The organism is Staphylococcus gallinarum (assembly GCF_000875895.1).
GTDB lineage: Bacteria > Bacillota > Bacilli > Staphylococcales > Staphylococcaceae > Staphylococcus > Staphylococcus gallinarum.
Genome location: NZ_JXCF01000026.1, coordinates 112,885 through 130,285, shown reverse-complemented (window position 1 = coordinate 130,285; position 17,401 = coordinate 112,885). Strand labels below are relative to the sequence as shown.

The following is a 17,401-nucleotide window of genomic DNA, read 5'->3' as shown; positions in this document are numbered from 1 at the left end:
ATAATGAGCTGGTTACATTTAGCGGTACTCCTCCCGTTAATATTTGCACTCATTATTCCATTTGTATATCGCATTCATAAGCGTATACATATCGGATGGTTTGTCATACCCATCCCTGTCGTCTTATTTATATACTTCCTGTCATATATTCCGACAACAATGTCGGGCGATACAGTAATGCGAACTTTGAAATGGATGCCTCATTTTGGTATGAATTTCAATTTATATATTGATGGTCTAGGACTGTTATTTAGCTTACTGATCACAGGTATTGGTAGTCTTATTGTCCTGTATTCTATTAGTTATTTAAGTCGACAAGAGCAGTTGGGAAACTTTTATTGTTATTTACTGCTCTTTATGGGTGCAATGTTAGGGGTTGTATTATCAGATAATTTAATTATCTTATACTTATTTTGGGAATTAACTTCATTTTCTAGTTTTTTACTTATTTCATTTTGGAGAGAAAAGCCAGCATCACTATATGGCGCACAGAAATCTATGCTCGTCACAGTGTTTGGTGGTCTATCGCTGTTAGGAGGACTCATCCTCTTAATCTTAGCTAGTGGCACTACAAGTGTTCAACAAATCATTAAACATGTAGACGAAATTCAAACAAGTCCATTCTTTATTTTAGCCATGGTACTGGTATTAGTTGGCGCAATGACTAAATCTGCCCAGTTTCCATTTTACATTTGGTTACCAGATGCAATGGAAGCCCCTACTCCAGTAAGTGCATACTTGCATTCAGCTACAATGGTTAAAGCCGGACTTTACTTAGTCGCTCGTATGACACCAATTTTCGCAGTGTCTCAGGGGTGGATTTGGACTGTAACGGCTGTTGGTTTAATCACCCTATTTTGGGCATCATTAAATGCGACAAAGCAGCAAGATTTAAAGGGCATTTTAGCATTTTCTACTGTCTCACAATTAGGGATGATTATGGCAATGCTTGGTATAGGCGCTGTAAGTTATCATTTTGAAGGGTCAGACAGTCAACTGTATGTTGCAGCCTTTATGGCAGCTGTCTTTCATTTGATTAACCATGCAACATTTAAAGCAGCATTATTCATGATTACAGGTGCTGTAGATCATGCTACGGGTACACGTGATGTTCATAAGCTAGGTGGCTTACTAACGATAATGCCCATTTCATTTACAATTACAATTATAAGTTCGTTAAGTATGGCTGGTGTTCCACCTTTCAACGGTTTCTTATCAAAGGAAAAGTTTTTAGAAAGTATGATTGACGTTACACATGCTAATGTCTTTAATTTAAATTCACTAGGTATACTGATACCGATAGTTGCGATTTTAGGTAGTGTATTTACATTTGTATATGCAGTGCGTTTGATTGGTCAGGTCTTTTTAGGTAGCTATAAACCTGATGCCTTACCTAAAAAGCCACATGAAGCATCTCCATTAATGTTAATTGCACCTATTATATTGGCTATCTTAGTAATTACTTTCGGTTTGTTTCCAGCAATGCTTACCGATTCAATTATCGAACCGGCTGTAAATGCAATGAGTTCAACGCAAACAACTCATATTGAGTTTCATATGTTCCATGGTTTCACGCCAGCCTTTTTATCAACACTATTTATTTATGGTGTCGGTATTATTTTAATTTTAAGTTTTAGTTATTGGATTAAGTTACTAAAATCACACCCAACTAAGTTAACTATTAACTATTGGTATGACAAATTAGGTAACGTTACACCTGATATTTCTAAACATATAACAAATTCATATGTCACTGGATTTACACGTAACAACTTGGTGATTATTTTTATCTCACTGATTGCAATTACGGTTGTGACACTCATCGTGACACCTTTCAGTATTAACTTTAAAGATGTCAGTGAAATCAGACCGTTTGAATTAATTATTGTCGTGCTTATCATAACGGCAGCATCAATGATTATATTTGCACATTCAAGATTATTTAGCATCATTATGGCAAGTGCTGTAGGCTATTGTGTAGCAATTTTCTTCATTTTCTTTGGTGCTCCAGATTTAGCACTTACACAATTTGTTGTTGAGTCAATTTCAACGGCACTATTTTTACTTTGTTTCTATCATTTACCTAATTTAAATAGACACCAAGAAACGCAACCTTTCAAATGGATCAATGTCATCATATCTATTGGGGCTGGTGCAGTTGTTACTATACTTGGCTTAATTGCATATGGAAATAGACACTTTGGATCTATTGGTTCATTTTATAAAACACACGTATACGATTTAGCACACGGTACAAATATGGTTAACGTCATTCTTGTTGATTTCCGTGGTACCGATACATTATTCGAATCATCTGTATTAGGTATTGCAGGCTTAGGTGTCTATACCATGATTAAATTACGTTACAATAACAAAGCTAAAAATAAGGGAGGTCATGACATTGAACAGACAAAAGAATAATCTGATCTTTCAATATTCTGCAGTCATCATCTTTTTCCTCATTGTGATGTTCGGACTATCATTATTTTTAGCTGGTCACTATACACCTGGTGGTGGTTTCGTAGGTGGTTTATTACTATCTAGTGCACTGGTTATTATTGCAGTTGCCTTTGATATAAAGACAATGCGGAAGATATTTCCATGGGACTTCAAGATATTAATTGGCATTGGCTTAACATTTTGTTTAGCTACACCAATGGCGAGTTGGTTTTATGGTAAAAATTTCTTCACGCACAAACCTTTTGAAATACCTTTAATCATACTAAAGCCGATGGAATTACACACTGCAACATTCTTCGATTTAGGCGTGTTATTTGCAGTTGTAGGCACAGTAATGACTATAATTTTATCGATTGGAGAGAATGAGTAATGGAAATAGTGATGATTTTTGTTTGTGGTATTCTCACAGCAATGAGCGTCTATCTCATTCTTTCTAAAAGTTTGATACGAATCATTATTGGGACTACTTTACAAACACATACGGCAAATTTATTTTTAATCACAATGGGTGGCCTGAAAAAAGGCGATGTACCTATATATGAAAAAGGAATAGCATCCTACGTTGACCCTATTCCTCAAGCATTGATATTAACAGCTATTGTAATATCTTTTTCAGTAACTGCTTTCTTCTTAGTACTCGCATTTAGAAGTTATAAAGAGCTAGGTACTGATAATGTAGAAAGTATGAAGGGAGTGATTGAAGATGATAGAGAGTAACCTTATCGTTTCTTTATTAATCATTCCTATGCTAACAGCAATTATATTAGTATTTATTGGGAAGCGCCCTACTATCAAACGCTATGTTGCGTTAATTGGTACCTCAATTACATTGATATTTGCATTTATTAATTTGCACAATGTACTGAAAGATGGACCAATCAAATTAGAATTAGGTTCTTGGGCTGCGCCATACAGTATTGTTTTTGTACTAGATATTTTTAGTGTATTACTCGTAATCACAACATTGATTGTTACTATGCTAGTTATCTTATACTCATATCAATCAGTTGGACTAGAACGTGAAACATATTATTACTATTTTTCAATTATGTTTATGCTGACTGGTGTTATTGGTTCCTTTATAACTGGTGATATCTTTAACTTGTTTGTATTTTTCGAAGTCTTCTTAATGTCTTCATATATATTACTGGTTATTGGTGGTACAAAGGTTCAACTAAGCGAAACGATAAAGTATGTCTTAGTTAATGTGACTTCTTCTGCATTTTTCGTTATTGCAGTAGCCATGCTTTATTCAGTAGTTGGTACGCTTAATTTAGCAGATATCAGTCAGAAATTAAGTGAATTGTCAGCACATGACAAAGGCATGGTAAGTATCATCTTTATCATGTTCATCTTTGTCTTTGCAACGAAGGCTGGCGTATTCCCTATGTATATATGGTTACCAGGTGCATATTACGCACCTCCTGTAGCAATCATCGCTTTCTTTGGTGCTTTATTAACAAAGGTCGGCGTTTATGCAATAGCTAGAACGGCTAGCTTATTCTTCAGAGATACAGGTAATTTTTCTTTTTACACCATTTTATTCTTAGCACTTCTAACAATTATATTTGGTTGTGTCGGAGCTGTTAGTTATTATGATACGAAAAAGATTATTATCTATAATATTATGATTGCAATTGGTGTCATATTAGTTGGTGTAGCAATGATGAACCAAAGTGGTATGATGGGCGCTATTTATTACACTTTACATGATATGTTAATTAAGGCAGCATTATTTTTCTTAATTGGAATCATGTATAAGATTACAAAGACACATGATTTACGCAAATATGGCGGTTTAATCAAGCATTACCCTGTGCTTGGATGGACATTCTTTATAGCAGCACTTAGTTTAGCTGGTATACCGCCATTTAGTGGATTTTATGGAAAGTTTTATATCGTTCAGGCAACATTTGAAAAAGGATTCTATATTAGCGGTATTGTTATACTGTTATCTAGTTTGATTGTCCTTTACTCGGTTATTCGAATATTCCTGTTAGGATTCTTTGGCGAAACTCGAGGATTTACTGTAAATCATAAATTAAGATATAAAGGCTTGTTAGTCGTGGCCATTATCGCTGTAGTACTTTCAGTCATATTTGGATTATCAGCAGATATCTTACATCCAATAATCAAAGATGCTGCAGAACCATTCTATAATCCTAATGTTTATATCGAAAGTGTATTGGGGGGACAATAATATGGCAGTTCAAATACTCGTTAATTTACTTCTCGCAGTATTTTGGTTATTTGTTACTGGAAGCTATACATTTAATAACTTTATTTTAGGTTACCTGTTCGCTTTATTATTAGTCTACTTAATGCGTGGTGTGTTACCGGGTCGATTTTATATGATTACTGTCTATAAGATCATCAAACTCTTGGTAGTCTTCATCATTGAGTTAATTAAAGCTAATATAGATGTAATTAGAATCATTATTAAACCAACAATTAAGAATGAACCTGCGTTTTTTATTTATCAGACAGATTTAAAAAAGGACTGGCAAATCGTCTTATTATCTAATCTGATTACCCTAACACCAGGTACAATTGTACTTGGAATTAGCGATGACCGAACTAAAATTTATATTCATGCAATTGATTTTAGTACTAAAAAAGAGGAAACTGAGGGTATAAAGTCATCTCTAGAAAAAGTTGTGAGAGAGGTGGGCGAATAATGGTAAATTACAATATAATTCTTATCATTGCGCTAATTATTGTTGCCCTATCAATGTTGGCCATGTTAATCCGTGTAATTATTGGACCTTCACTAGCTGATCGTGTCGTAGCTTTAGATGCAATGGGGATACAGTTAATGGCTATCATCGCCTTATTCAGTATCTTTTTAGGTACCAAATACTTAATTGTTGCAATCTTAATGATAGGTATTTTGGCATTTTTAGGCACTGCAGTATTTGCGAAATATATGGATAAAGGTAAGGTGATTGAGCATGACCGGAACGATAATCATTAGTATTGCCTTAATACTTGTTGTCCTAGGATCAATTATTAGTGCATTAGCTGCAATTGGACTAGTTCGATTAGATGATGTATATGCGCGCTCTCATGCAGCAGGAAAGGCAGCAACGTTAGGGGCAATGCTACTTTTAAGTGGTGTCTTCCTATTCTTTATAGGTCGAGATGGTTACGTAAATATGCAATTAGTAATTGGTATATTATTTATTCTCATTACTGGACCACTTTCCAGTCACTTAATCATAAAGGCAGCCTATAATTTAAATACCCCTGCTTCCAAACGAACTAAATTAGACGATATTAAAAAAGATTTAAAGGATACTAAACTTTAATTAGCATCATGCGCAATTTGTTTGTAACATGTGAGGATTCCAATTTCTTATAATTAATAAAAAAAAGGTACAAACCCTAAATCGAGTCTTGGACATAAATACCTAGCATTAAGCCCATCAAAGATTTTTGATCTTTGATGGGCTTGTTATTTGTATCAATACTGCATATTGTTATTGCTCGTTTACCTAGGGGTGCCTGGGTCGAGCCTCGGTCTCGACACGCATCCTACTCCCTCAGGTGTCTCGCAAACAGTACACATTTCTTATATGTTATTACTACAAAAAATAAGACACCTAATAATGAATGAATTGAAACAGCACTGATCCATGAGATAAATAAAGAAATGAATAACGAGTTAAGTGATGAAGCATTAAATAAAATCACAAATCATTTATCAACTCAAATCAATGTTCTTTACATTTCATAGTAAAATTCATTGATTTTATTTTAGTCTGCAAGGGTAATGGACTAGACTGTTTATTACTGATTACTCTTTTTAGCTTTATCATAAGTCTTACCGTCCGTCGATTGTTAGTATTTAATTATAGTCGAAAATAAGTATTTATAGACTGAAATGACGTATGGTATAAAGTCATATTTTTCAAAAGACAATACACCTTTAATCATTTGTATTACTTCAGCAATCATGTTATATTAAATCGTAATTATTACGATTTAAGGAGGTAATATTATGTTTAAATGGACAATTATTGGTGGAGGTATCCAGGCAGTTACAATTGCACTTAAACTACGCACACAAGGATTAGCTACAAATGATTTGTGTATAATAGATCCTCATACTAGCTTATGCGAACAATTTAATAGATATACATCCACTATCGATATGCCCTACTTACGTTCACCTTGTGTTCATCATGTTCATCCAGATCCTTTTCATCTTAAGCAATTTGCAAAACATAGACAATATACCAATGCTTCTTACGGACGATATCAAAGACCTAATAGAGAGATGTTTATGGCTCATACGCATATGTTAATACATGAATTAAATTTAAATCATAGTCATGTGCAAGCTAGCGCAACTTCTATCACTAAACAAGATAATCTATGGTTTGTTCAATGTAATAATTCAGAAGCATTTTCGACCGAAAACCTTATCATTGCCTTTGGATGTAACCATCAAATTAACTTTCCAAAAGCATATAAAAATCAACCCGATGTCACACACATCTTTGATGGTTCATACAAATCATATTCTCAATCGTCACATGTGATAGGTAGTGGTATTTCTGCAGCTCACTTAACACTTAAGTTGATTAAACATAATCCACAACAAATTCATTTATGGACAAATAAACCCTTAGCAGTGCATGATTTTGATGCTGATCCAGGTTGGCTCGGTCCTAAATATATGACACGCTTTAAGCAAATTACAACTACTGAGGAAAAGCAACAAGTTATTCTGAATGAAAGACACAAAGGCTCAATGCCAAAAGAATTAGAATTAAGGCTGAAAAAATATGTAAAGCAAGGTAAATTAGTAATACATACAAACGAATTACAAGCCATTTCAAATCATCAAATCATTACAGAACATAAGGCAATAACCTATGATCATATTATTTTAGCAACTGGATTTGAAGAAACGATAATGAAACAACCAATTATTAAACAATTAATCCACCAACATCATGCCCCACTATGTAGTTGTGGTTTACCAAATATTTCAACAGAATTGGAGTGGTTACCACATTTATATGTTGCTGGAGGCTTAGCAGATTTAGAATTAGGGCCCTTTGCAAGAAATATCATGGGTGGTAGAGAAGCTGCCACAAGAATCTCGAATGCTTTTTCAAAAGAAACTATGGTATCAAGTATATAAGTAAAATACATTATGATGAACATACAAAAACACGCTCAATACTCTATAGAAACGCCGAAATGCGTCTGAGTATCAAGCGTGTTTATTATTTGCGTGGTTTAATCGCAATTGTACCTCTCATGATGCTAATCAATCTATCAACATCATCTTTTATTTCAATGTTCCAAACTTGTGTTGTTTTACCTTCGTGTACGATAGTAGCAGTAGCATAAACTGTACCTTCAGTCGTTGAGCTAATATGGTTAGCATTCATTTCTAAACCTAATGGAATAAATTTTTCAGTATCAATGATGTGTGCCGCACCAATTGAGCAAGCTGTTTCACCCAAAGCAAGATTTGCACCACCATGTAAATAACCAAAAGGTTGTTTCACCTTATCTGTAACAGGCATCGACATTACAATCTTACCGTGTGCTTCACTTTCTACTTTCATTTCTAAAGTCTCTATCATATTTGTCATTTTCGACACCTCATTCACTACTTAGTATTACTATAATACCATAGCGGCAATTGTACCAAAAATGATTAACGGAATATTATAAAATATAAAGTTTGGAATACACGTGTCTCTGATATGATCGTGCTGACCATCCACATCCAAACCAGCTGTAGGTCCTAATGTAGAGTCACTAGCTGGTGAACCAGAATCACCTAAGGCACTCGCAGTACCAATTAAAGCGATTAATGCCATTGTATCTAATCCTAATGACTCTCCTAATGGAATGAATAAAGTTGCGATAATAGGAATTGTTGCAAAAGAAGATCCAATACCCAAAGTAACAATAAGTCCAATAATGTACATAACAATAATACTAATGAGTTTATTATCCCCTGTAACACCACTTAAACTATGTACTAATTTAGTAATATCTCCCGTTTCATTCATTACGCCAGCAAAGCCATTTGCAGATAATATCACTACACCAATAAATGACATAATCTTAATACCTTCAACGAAGTTCTTATCCAACTCAGTCCATTTAAATGCTCTTGAAACAAAGAAAATCAAGACTCCGGCAAGTGCACCGAAAATCATTGAATCAGTTAATGTCTGTACGACAAATGTTGCGATAATCGATACGATTGTTACAACTAAGACATAAGGTTTGAGTTCAATAGTTTCATTATTTCTATCTTCATTTCGATCATTATATTCTCTAGGCTTTCTGTAATAGAACACACCCAAAATCAATCCAACAATATACCCTAAAGAAGGAATAATCATAGCTTTCCAAATCATGCTCATCTCTATTGGGTGATGTGCTTTGGTGAAACCATTATCAATAATTTGGTGGAAAATTTGACCAAAACCAAATGGTAAAAGAACATATGGCCAACAAAGACCAAATCCAATAATAATACCAATTTGTCTACGATCTATCTTCAAGTCATTAAATAAACTAATTAAAGGTGGTATAACAATTGGTATAAATGCAATATGAACCGGAATTAAGTTTTGACTCATTATACTTAATACTAATAAAGCAATGATAATAATTACTTTTACCTTTACTCGAGACATCTTGCTATTTTCAGCGTGGATACTGTTAATAATCTTATTTACTAAATAATCCGTAATTCCACTATATGAAATCAGTGCCGCAAAGCCTCCCAATAAGGCATAACTTAGTGCAACTTCTGCACCATCGACAATATTCTTACCAAACACAGACACGATTTCAGGTATACTCATACCTGCAACCAGCCCGCCTACTAATGCACTGACAAATAAACTGATTACTACATTAAGTCTACATAAGCAAAGTATAATCATCAGCACAACTGCTATAACAACTGCATTAATCACAAAACATAACTCCTTTATCACATTATCGAACTAAAGTATCACGAGAATAATCGTAACAATTTCAATTATAAATGTCAATGCTATGTTACAGCTTAAATGTATCATCCATGAGGTTAAACTATATCATCTAACATTTCCGTTTACTTAAACTATATAATTTATGCGCGAGTTATACAATTCCAACTCACGCATATATTTATTGATTATTGATTTGATAACCATTCAACAATAGTCGTTACTAAAAATGCTGTTGGTCCTTTAGGTCCTTTATAACTAGCATGATTCGTAGTTGCTGGACCAGCTATATCAAAATGCATATGTGGTACATCACCTGCAAAGTGATTTATAAAGGTAGCTGCAAATAATGCTTTACCTTGTCCATTTGTATGATTGACAAGATCTGCCACATCACTTTTTCTAATTAACTTTCTTTCTGTATCTGTCATAGGTAATTCAAATACATATTCTCCTTGTCGTTCGGCAATTGACAGTATATCTGCAAGTTGTGTCGAAGCATGATTATTGAATACTGCAGCTTTATCCTCACCTAATGCAACAATTGCTGCCCCTGTTAAAGTGGCAAAATCTAAAATCAGTTCCGGTTGAAATTGTCTTGCATAGAATACAGCATCACCTAGGACTAAACGACCTTCTGCATCAGTGTTCAAGACTTCTACAGACTCACCGCTGAGTGCCGTATAAACATCATCAGGTTTCATTGCTAATTCATTAACCATATTTTCTGCAGCAGCAATTACACCCACAATATTAATGTTAAGGTTTAGCTGTCTCGCAGCTTCTATCATAGCAATTACATTAGCTGAGCCACACATATCAAACTTCATAGTTTGCATACCTGTTTTTGATTTTATTGAATAGCCACCTGAATCATAGGTAATCCCTTTACCTACAAGTGCTATCGGCGCTTTGTCTTTATTAGCACCTTGATAAGTTAAAGTAATTAATCGTGGTGTATACTTAGACCCTTTACCTACAGCGTGTATTAATCCAAAACCTTCACGCTGTAATGTCTCTCCGTCTTTCACATCTACAGATACTGAACTTCCTTTAAAGTGATTAGTAATCAATTCTGCATAATAAGCCGGCGTTAATATATTGGGTGGGATATTACTATAATCTCGTGCTAAATTGATGGCACGAGCTAACGCTATCCCCTTATCGATTGCTGCATTTATTTGAGTTTGATCTTGTATCGTATGTAGATTCAATGTTAATTCATATGGCGCACCTTTATTTGTCTTATATCCGTCAAATTGGTAGACAGACGCTTCACTTTGTTGCCCTAGTAATGTAGCAATATTTAAGAGATCAAAATCTTTCGCTTTAAAGCTCTCGAAATATATGTCCCCTTCTACGATTCGCTCTTGCTTCAAATATTGGAATAATGAGCCAAACACAGATAAATACTGTAATTGTGTCGTTGACTTCAAATTACCTAGACCAACAGCAATTAACTTTATGAGTTGATTATCTACTGTAAAATGTGTAGCAGTTACTTTACCAACATTACTACTAATAATATGTGCCTTTTTTAATGATGCTAGATTTTCATTAATAACTTCACCGTTTATCTTTATGTCTTCCAACTGATTTAAATGATCCGGTATCCCTATGATTAATGTTTCAAATAATAATTTATCAGTAGATTGTAACAATGCTTTCATTTAAAATCCCTCACTTTGGTATTGAAATAATTTAATCATTTAGATTTAAGAAAAAGACCTATCTTATTGAAAGACAGGTCTTTTTGCTTAATGATTCACATGCATAACGCCTATGTGATTTATTAATTTAAATCTTAAAATTTACCTTTTTTGAATGCTAATCCGATACCACCAAGTTTGAATACAGCACGTGTATCAATAACTTTCTTCATGAAAGCAGCTTTTTTACCTTGGATATCTTTACCGTAAACAACACCAACACCGTCTCCAGAACCTAATGAACATACTGTTCCACGATCAACGTATGTGAACTCTTGAGTTGGTTGACCTTCTAAAATGTTTTTAATGTTTTTAGCTGTATGTTCACCTTCTTGCATAGCGATTTGAGCAGTTGTTGGTAATGGACGCTCTTCACCAGCAGGAATAAATGCTGAAACATCACCGATTACGAAAATGTTGTCATAACCTTCGATAGTTAAATCTTGTTTAGTTACGATACGACCACGTTTAACGCCTTCGAATGAAGCTTCCATTAATTGGCTACCGCGTACACCAGCTGCCCAAACAGCAGTGTTTGCTTCTAATTGTTGTTCTTCATCGTTAACTTTAACAACGAAACCTTTTTCGTTAGCAGCAACGATTGGCGTAGCAATCTTGAATTCTACACCTTTACTTTCTAAGTAGCTAACTGCATGGTTAACTAATTCATCAGAGAATTGTGGTAACATTTTAGGAGCAGCTTCAACACAAGTAACTTTAACTTTACTTTGTTCTACGCCATATTTGTTACATAATTCTGGAATTCGATCAGCTAATTCACCTAAGAATTCAACACCAGTGAAACCTGCGCCACCAACTAAGATAGCTAAGTCATTGTCGTCTTTTTCTTTAGAAGATGCATAGTTTGCAAATTTATCTTCGATGTGACGAGATAATTTACGAGCAGTTAATACATTTTCAATTTGGAAAGCATGTTCTTTCATACCTTTAATACCAAATGTTTCGCTTTCAAAGCCTAATGCTACAACTAAGATATCAAAATCAAAGATTCCAGCGTCAGTTTCAACTTTTTTAGCATTACGGTCAATTTTAGTAACCTCAGCTTTAACAAAGTTTACTTTGTCTTTATTTAAAACACTTTCAACTGGATATAGTAAATCTTCATAGCTAATTGTACCTGCTGATGCTTCATGTAACCATGTAGCTTCATAGTGGTAATCATTTTTATTAATTAACGTAATTTCAGCTTCATCTGCTGAAATTTGCTTTTGTAATTTTGTAATAGTTTGTAAACCTGCGTAACCAGCGCCTAAAACTAATACCTTTTTACGATCTTGAGCCATTTCATTCACCTAAGCTTTCATATATTATTTGTTGCATAAGTCTTTTTTATACCCTAATTATACATATGTAAGTCACAAAAAAGACATTTTTCATCCAATACTAATTTTATAGTTTTTATGCTTGATTTTCAAGCGCTAACGCACATATTGTTTATTTTTTCACATAAACTATTAAAAGGCTATAGTTTATCATTCAATCGATAAAACTATAACCTTTTATTTATTAACAATCTTCAGGTGTTCCTGCCACCTTTGCAGTTCTAAATGAGCTTCCACAACCACATGATGCAATCGCATTTGGATTGTCTATTTGGAATCCGCCACCCATAAGAGATTGTTTAAAATCTATTGTTGTACCTTGTAGTACTGGTACATCCATTTTATCTACTAATACCTTAAGACCGTGAAATTCATACACTTCATCATTGTCACCAGGCTCAGCTTCAGCAGACATACCATAAGTTAAACCAGTACATCCACCACCGTTAACCTTGACCTTTAAATAGCCATCTGCCATTTCATTTTGCTCTAACATATCTTTAACTTCATATGCTGCCGCTTCTGTAACGTTAATTACTGCCATTATGATTACCTCCCTAAAAAATCCACGTTTCTTCTATATGCGCATAAATATTTTGTAATAAATCATCTGGCGATTCACCCTCAACAATATCACCATTCACTAATGCATACAAGCCACTAGAACATAAGCCACAATTTTGTAAACAACCGTATTCTAATACATCTATACCAGGATCATTCTCCAGTTGATTGTATACATAGTCTCCACCTTTCGCTAAATTCGAAATGCAGAACTCTACTATTGGATTCATAATACACCCTCTCATTAATTATCAGTCATATAATTATAACAAACACAACTATGTTTTAACACATACGTGCTTATATTTAAGAAAGTATCATTTTAAATTTAATCGTCTTTTTACAATAAATTTTTTTGTGTAATTTAACATCCTTATATAAAAATCTATGAACTATGCATTACTTAGCCAATAGTTAGGTTTACTTACTACTTTAATTGATTGTTAAAACGATTTCATGATAACCCTTTATTACCATAACTTATTTGTAGAACGATACAAAAAAGCATATAATGTATTTAAGTAAGCTGTTTATAGAAAATTGGTATATCAATATAAGCGAAATATGATTTAACCACATTATATTTAATAACTTACATTGATGCATAATTGATAAAAATACAATGCTTTTCACAGCTCAACTCGCAACGTTTTATCAAATGTTCAATACAATTTTTACTAGAGGGGTATCTAATAATGAAAAATTTAGTTCTTTTAGGTGGCGGATACGGAAATATGCGCATTATGTCACACATTTTACCAAATGCGCTTCCGGAAAATTATAACATTACACTAATCGATCGTATGCCTTATCATGGGTTAAAACCAGAGTTCTATGAGTTAGCTGCAGGTACGAAATCTGATAAAGATATTCGTATGAACTTTCCAAACTCTGACCGTTTAAACAATGTTTACGGAGAAATTAATGATATTAATCTCGACGATCAAATTGTTTCAGTTGGGAATACAAAAGTAGACTACGATGAACTAGTTATCGGTCTTGGTTGTGAAGATAAATATCACAATGTGCCTGGTGCTGAAGAGTATACACACAGTATTCAGACATTGTCGAAATCTCGAGAAACATTCCATCACATTAGCGAACTTCCAAATGGAGCGAAGGTCGGTATTGTTGGCGCTGGCTTAAGTGGCATTGAGCTTGCTAGTGAATTACGTGAAAGTCGTGAAGACTTAGAAATCTACTTATATGACAGAGGTGAACGCATCCTAAGTCGTTTCCCTGAAAAATTAAGTACTTATATTGAAAAATGGTTCAAAAAGAATAACGTAAAGGTTATCCCTAATTCAGATGTCAATCGTGTAGAGCCTGGGCGTATTTACAACAACGATGTACCAGAAGAATTAGACTCAATCGTTTGGACTGCTGGTATTCAACCAGTTGAATTAGTGAGAAACTTACCTATTGATATTAGTAAGAGTGGTCGAGTTATCTTGAATCAATATCATCAAGTTCCAACATATCCAAATGTCTATGTCGTGGGTGATTGTGCTGAATTACCACATGCACCTAGTGCACAACTCGCTGAAGCACAGGGTGATCAAATTGCCGATGTCATGAAATTACAATGGCAAAATAAACCTCTACCAGAAAAAATGCCTGAAATTAAAATTCAAGGTTTCTTAGGCTCATTAGGTGATAAGAAAGGTTTCGCCTATATCATGGACAGAACTGTGACAGGCCGCTTAGCATCAATCTTGAAATCCGGAGTACTTTGGTTATACAAATATCACAACGGCTAATCATTTCAAGGAGCCGTATCAATGGTATTAATTGAGATGTACTATAATTCCTATTGAAATATACTAAACATAGCTGTGAAGCTATCAATAATGATAGACTTTCCATAGATATGTTTTTATTGTTATAGCATTTAGTAGGACTAAAATCCAAGTAAAAAACCAGTAAATGATGATAATCGTCATTTACTGGTTTTTCATATTGGTGGCTCAGTCTTTCTTAAATGTATCTTAGCCTTTTGTTAAAAATAGTAATGTTACATACCTCTTACCCAAATTGATCCATAAACTTTGTTAACGTATTCAATTGAATATAACCATCTGCAACGTATTCATCGTTGATTGTCACTAAAGGATAAAACAATTCATCCTCTTGAATACGTTCTATAAATTGTTGATCATGGTCAGTTAAATTTTCGGTATCTTTTTCTATATCAATATAAGTAAATTCAAACGAAATTTCTGGATACTTTCTTTTTAACAATGGTTGTAACCAGTCAAACGTATTACGAGAAGTCGGTGCATTAACACAACTTGCACACACGATATCGGCGCCATAAACAACTACACTCGCTTTATTCATATTTTACTATCCCCTTTTGTTTTCATTTATAGATTTTTCAACACATTTCTATTATAATAAAAAGATAAGTATAACATGAAATTATTTACTTGGAAGGGAGGCATTTCCATGCCAACTGAAAACGCAACGATGTTTGATCAAGTAGCAGAGGTTATCGAAAGATTGCGTCCATTCTTACTACGTGATGGTGGTGACTGCTCACTCGTAGATGTAGAAGATGGAATTGTTAAGTTACAATTACATGGTGCTTGTGGTACATGCCCTAGTTCTACAATCACATTAAAAGCGGGTATTGAGCGTGCTTTACACGAAGAGGTACCTGGCGTTATCGAAGTAGAACAAGTTTTCTAACAACATATATGTTAAGACCATCACATGCACATCAATAATAGACATGAGTTTGTTTTCTATCATCTAGAATTATCTCATGATAATTTATGACAAAGACTGTTATCCGACAATGGATAGCAGTTTTTTTATAGAAAAAAAGACAACCATTCAATAAAAATGGATTGTCTTTTACTTTGATTTATTAAATAATATTTAGCTTACACTTGGTGCTTTATTGTTATGCTGAACTGGTGCATTATCGTCTGGTTTATGATGTTTATGATGATGCGTTTCACCTTTCATATGATGTGCAATTTGTTCGCTAATATAGACCCAACCTTTCCAGCCTACATGAACAGCATCGCTTATTACATATGGTTCATAATCTTTATCGGTCATATTATAAACACTACCACCTCGTTGTGTGATTGTGTTATTAATCTTATCGTACACCTTTTGCCGGCGGTCTTGCTTAATACCGATACGATCATACCACTTACCATTTGATGGTAAAATAATGTACTGCACATCTGCACCTGCTTCATTCATTGTATCCACAAAGAGTGCTAAATCTTGAAACTCTGGAGAATTTACATTAAATTCGTAATCACGATTAATTTTTCTCTTATGACTATTGATCAACTTCCAATATTCATCTCTAATTCCGTATTTATTAGTTTTAGTACTGTCTTTTCCAAGCTTTTCCGCTTCTTTAGATAAATCTTTCCATGATTTATTTTTACTATCTATAGGCTTAACTTGTGACAAAGGAGATGGTTTTGCTGGAAAGATTGACTTAATCGCTTCTATCTTCATTAATTGTTGTGCTTTAAATGATGATAAATAATTATCCTTAACCTTGTTAGGATGTTTCTTCATTTCCTTTAAATAGTACTTATTCTTGACATCTTTAAATTTGGATAATCGATCCGCATATCGTTGTTTCAATTTATCGCTCATCCCAGATTGTTGAAATAATTGGTTCACTTGAGCATCTGAAATACGCGCTTTAAAGTTTACATTTGTTAAACCATTATTTGTAAACCATTGAGGTGATATAATAAATGCCATCTTTTTCCCTTTTAAATTCTGAAATTGTGATGCGGCTTCAACTGCATTGACAAGATCAGTAGAACCTCCTGTTCCAATTAGAAACGGTTGCATTGGCGCCTTTTTCTTATCATCTAACAATAAACCTGGATTAAACGGATCATCTTTTCCAAGTTCACTTGAACCGTATATAGGATAGTATTTATCAGATTTATACATTTTATCTTGTATTTGTGTACCCTTTAGCACTTGATCAGTTATATTTAGTCGTTGTTCTTGAAGTGTTTTATTATTGATTAAACCTGTAAACCAACTAGCTGGTAATATAAGAAATACACCAAATAGAATGAGACTTACAATGATAGGAATAAATGCTTTTAACTTCATCTTAATGTTTCTAATACCGTAATAATCTTATTCGGTGTTGCCCATTCATCTCTATCAAAATCCATAATTGAAACTTCAATATCTAATTTATTTTGAATTTCTAATAATAAACCAACAGTTTGGAATGAATCAATAATACCTTCTTCAAACAGCGCAATATCGGGATTTTCCTTTACAATGTTATTTTCAGTAACTTCCTCTAATAAATCTAATACTTGTGTTTTAAATTCCATACTTTTAAATT

Annotated in this window: 19 protein-coding genes; 10 read left to right on the top strand and 9 right to left on the bottom strand. The window is 33.8% G+C overall.

Annotation, left to right across the window (positions count from 1 at the left end):
• The first annotated feature begins 3 nt into the window (after positions 1-3).
• The 8 genes from SH09_RS11440 to SH09_RS11405 all read left to right on the top strand — a co-directional run bounded on the left by SH09_RS11440 (position 4) and on the right by SH09_RS11405 (position 7,612).
• The gene (locus SH09_RS11440) at positions 4-2,421 is read left to right on the top strand and encodes a Na+/H+ antiporter subunit A (protein WP_042739779.1); all 2,418 of its coding nucleotides are present in this window, start codon (positions 4-6) and stop codon (positions 2,419-2,421) included.
• Positions 2,402-2,830, top strand: a complete 429-nt coding sequence (gene mnhB1, locus SH09_RS11435; RefSeq protein ID WP_042739778.1) for a Na+/H+ antiporter Mnh1 subunit B — start codon at positions 2,402-2,404, stop codon at positions 2,828-2,830. Before SH09_RS11440 ends, mnhB1 begins: the two co-directional genes overlap by 20 nt.
• Positions 2,830-3,177, top strand: coding sequence for a Na+/H+ antiporter Mnh1 subunit C (mnhC1, locus tag SH09_RS11430; RefSeq protein ID WP_042739777.1), 348 nt, complete (start codon positions 2,830-2,832; stop codon positions 3,175-3,177). The genes mnhB1 and mnhC1 overlap by 1 nt, the downstream gene beginning before the upstream one ends.
• On the top strand, positions 3,164-4,660 hold the full coding sequence (locus SH09_RS11425; RefSeq protein ID WP_042739776.1) for a Na+/H+ antiporter subunit D: 1,497 nt from the start codon (positions 3,164-3,166) through the stop codon (positions 4,658-4,660). The genes mnhC1 and SH09_RS11425 overlap by 14 nt, the downstream gene beginning before the upstream one ends.
• A gap of 1 nt (position 4,661) precedes the next feature.
• Positions 4,662-5,138, top strand: a complete 477-nt coding sequence (gene mnhE1, locus SH09_RS11420; RefSeq protein WP_042739775.1) for a Na+/H+ antiporter Mnh1 subunit E — start codon at positions 4,662-4,664, stop codon at positions 5,136-5,138.
• Entirely contained in the window at positions 5,138-5,434 is a 297-nt protein-coding gene (mnhF1, locus tag SH09_RS11415) for a Na+/H+ antiporter Mnh1 subunit F (protein WP_042739774.1), read from the top strand. Before mnhE1 ends, mnhF1 begins: the two co-directional genes overlap by 1 nt.
• The gene (locus SH09_RS11410) at positions 5,412-5,768 is read left to right on the top strand and encodes a Na+/H+ antiporter subunit G1 (RefSeq protein WP_042739773.1); all 357 of its coding nucleotides are present in this window, start codon (positions 5,412-5,414) and stop codon (positions 5,766-5,768) included. The genes mnhF1 and SH09_RS11410 overlap by 23 nt, the downstream gene beginning before the upstream one ends.
• A 692-nt stretch (positions 5,769-6,460) precedes the next feature.
• Positions 6,461-7,612, top strand: coding sequence for an NAD(P)-binding domain-containing protein (locus SH09_RS11405; protein WP_042739772.1), 1,152 nt, complete (start codon positions 6,461-6,463; stop codon positions 7,610-7,612).
• Between the two features lie 85 nt (positions 7,613-7,697).
• Here the strand turns inward: SH09_RS11405 and SH09_RS11400 are convergent, their stop codons facing one another.
• The 6 genes from SH09_RS11400 to SH09_RS11375 all read right to left on the bottom strand — a co-directional run bounded on the left by SH09_RS11400 (position 7,698) and on the right by SH09_RS11375 (position 13,280).
• On the bottom strand, positions 7,698-8,072 hold the full coding sequence (locus tag SH09_RS11400; protein ID WP_042739771.1) for a PaaI family thioesterase: 375 nt from the start codon (positions 8,070-8,072) through the stop codon (positions 7,698-7,700).
• A 30-nt stretch (positions 8,073-8,102) separates the two neighbouring features.
• Complete coding sequence (locus tag SH09_RS11395) at positions 8,103-9,419, bottom strand: Na+/H+ antiporter family protein (RefSeq protein WP_042739770.1); 1,317 nt, start codon at positions 9,417-9,419, stop codon at positions 8,103-8,105.
• Between the two features lie 203 nt (positions 9,420-9,622).
• On the bottom strand, positions 9,623-11,104 hold the full coding sequence (locus tag SH09_RS11390) for a M17 family metallopeptidase (RefSeq protein WP_042739769.1): 1,482 nt from the start codon (positions 11,102-11,104) through the stop codon (positions 9,623-9,625).
• Between the two features lie 134 nt (positions 11,105-11,238).
• The gene (locus SH09_RS11385) at positions 11,239-12,447 is read right to left on the bottom strand and encodes an NAD(P)/FAD-dependent oxidoreductase (protein WP_042739768.1); all 1,209 of its coding nucleotides are present in this window, start codon (positions 12,445-12,447) and stop codon (positions 11,239-11,241) included.
• A 223-nt stretch (positions 12,448-12,670) separates the two neighbouring features.
• Positions 12,671-13,030, bottom strand: a complete 360-nt coding sequence (locus SH09_RS11380) for a HesB/IscA family protein (RefSeq protein ID WP_042739767.1) — start codon at positions 13,028-13,030, stop codon at positions 12,671-12,673.
• Between the two features lie 13 nt (positions 13,031-13,043).
• Complete coding sequence (locus SH09_RS11375; protein WP_042739766.1) at positions 13,044-13,280, bottom strand: YuzB family protein; 237 nt, start codon at positions 13,278-13,280, stop codon at positions 13,044-13,046.
• 465 nt (positions 13,281-13,745) lie between these two features.
• On the opposite strand from SH09_RS11375, the gene SH09_RS11370 reads away from it, so the two are divergent.
• On the top strand, positions 13,746-14,810 hold the full coding sequence (locus SH09_RS11370) for an NAD(P)/FAD-dependent oxidoreductase (RefSeq protein WP_042739765.1): 1,065 nt from the start codon (positions 13,746-13,748) through the stop codon (positions 14,808-14,810).
• A gap of 265 nt (positions 14,811-15,075) precedes the next feature.
• Here the strand turns inward: SH09_RS11370 and SH09_RS11365 are convergent, their stop codons facing one another.
• Positions 15,076-15,390: a YuzD family protein gene (locus SH09_RS11365; protein ID WP_042739764.1), complete on the bottom strand. Its 315-nt coding sequence runs from the start codon at positions 15,388-15,390 to the stop codon at positions 15,076-15,078.
• A gap of 108 nt (positions 15,391-15,498) precedes the next feature.
• On the opposite strand from SH09_RS11365, the gene SH09_RS11360 reads away from it, so the two are divergent.
• Positions 15,499-15,741 carry a NifU family protein gene (locus SH09_RS11360; protein WP_042739763.1) on the top strand — a complete coding sequence of 81 codons (243 nt, stop codon included), beginning with the start codon at positions 15,499-15,501 and terminating at the stop codon, positions 15,739-15,741.
• 192 nt (positions 15,742-15,933) lie between these two features.
• On the opposite strand, the gene dltD is transcribed toward SH09_RS11360, so the two are convergent.
• Both dltD and dltC read right to left on the bottom strand, forming a co-directional pair.
• Positions 15,934-17,157 (bottom strand): D-alanyl-lipoteichoic acid biosynthesis protein DltD, encoded by a 1,224-nt coding sequence (dltD, locus tag SH09_RS11355; RefSeq protein ID WP_042739762.1) that lies wholly within the window; start codon positions 17,155-17,157, stop codon positions 15,934-15,936.
• Positions 17,154-17,390, bottom strand: coding sequence for a D-alanine--poly(phosphoribitol) ligase subunit 2 (gene dltC / locus SH09_RS11350; RefSeq protein WP_042739761.1), 237 nt, complete (start codon positions 17,388-17,390; stop codon positions 17,154-17,156). Before dltC ends, dltD begins: the two co-directional genes overlap by 4 nt.
• Positions 17,391-17,401 lie beyond the last annotated feature (11 nt).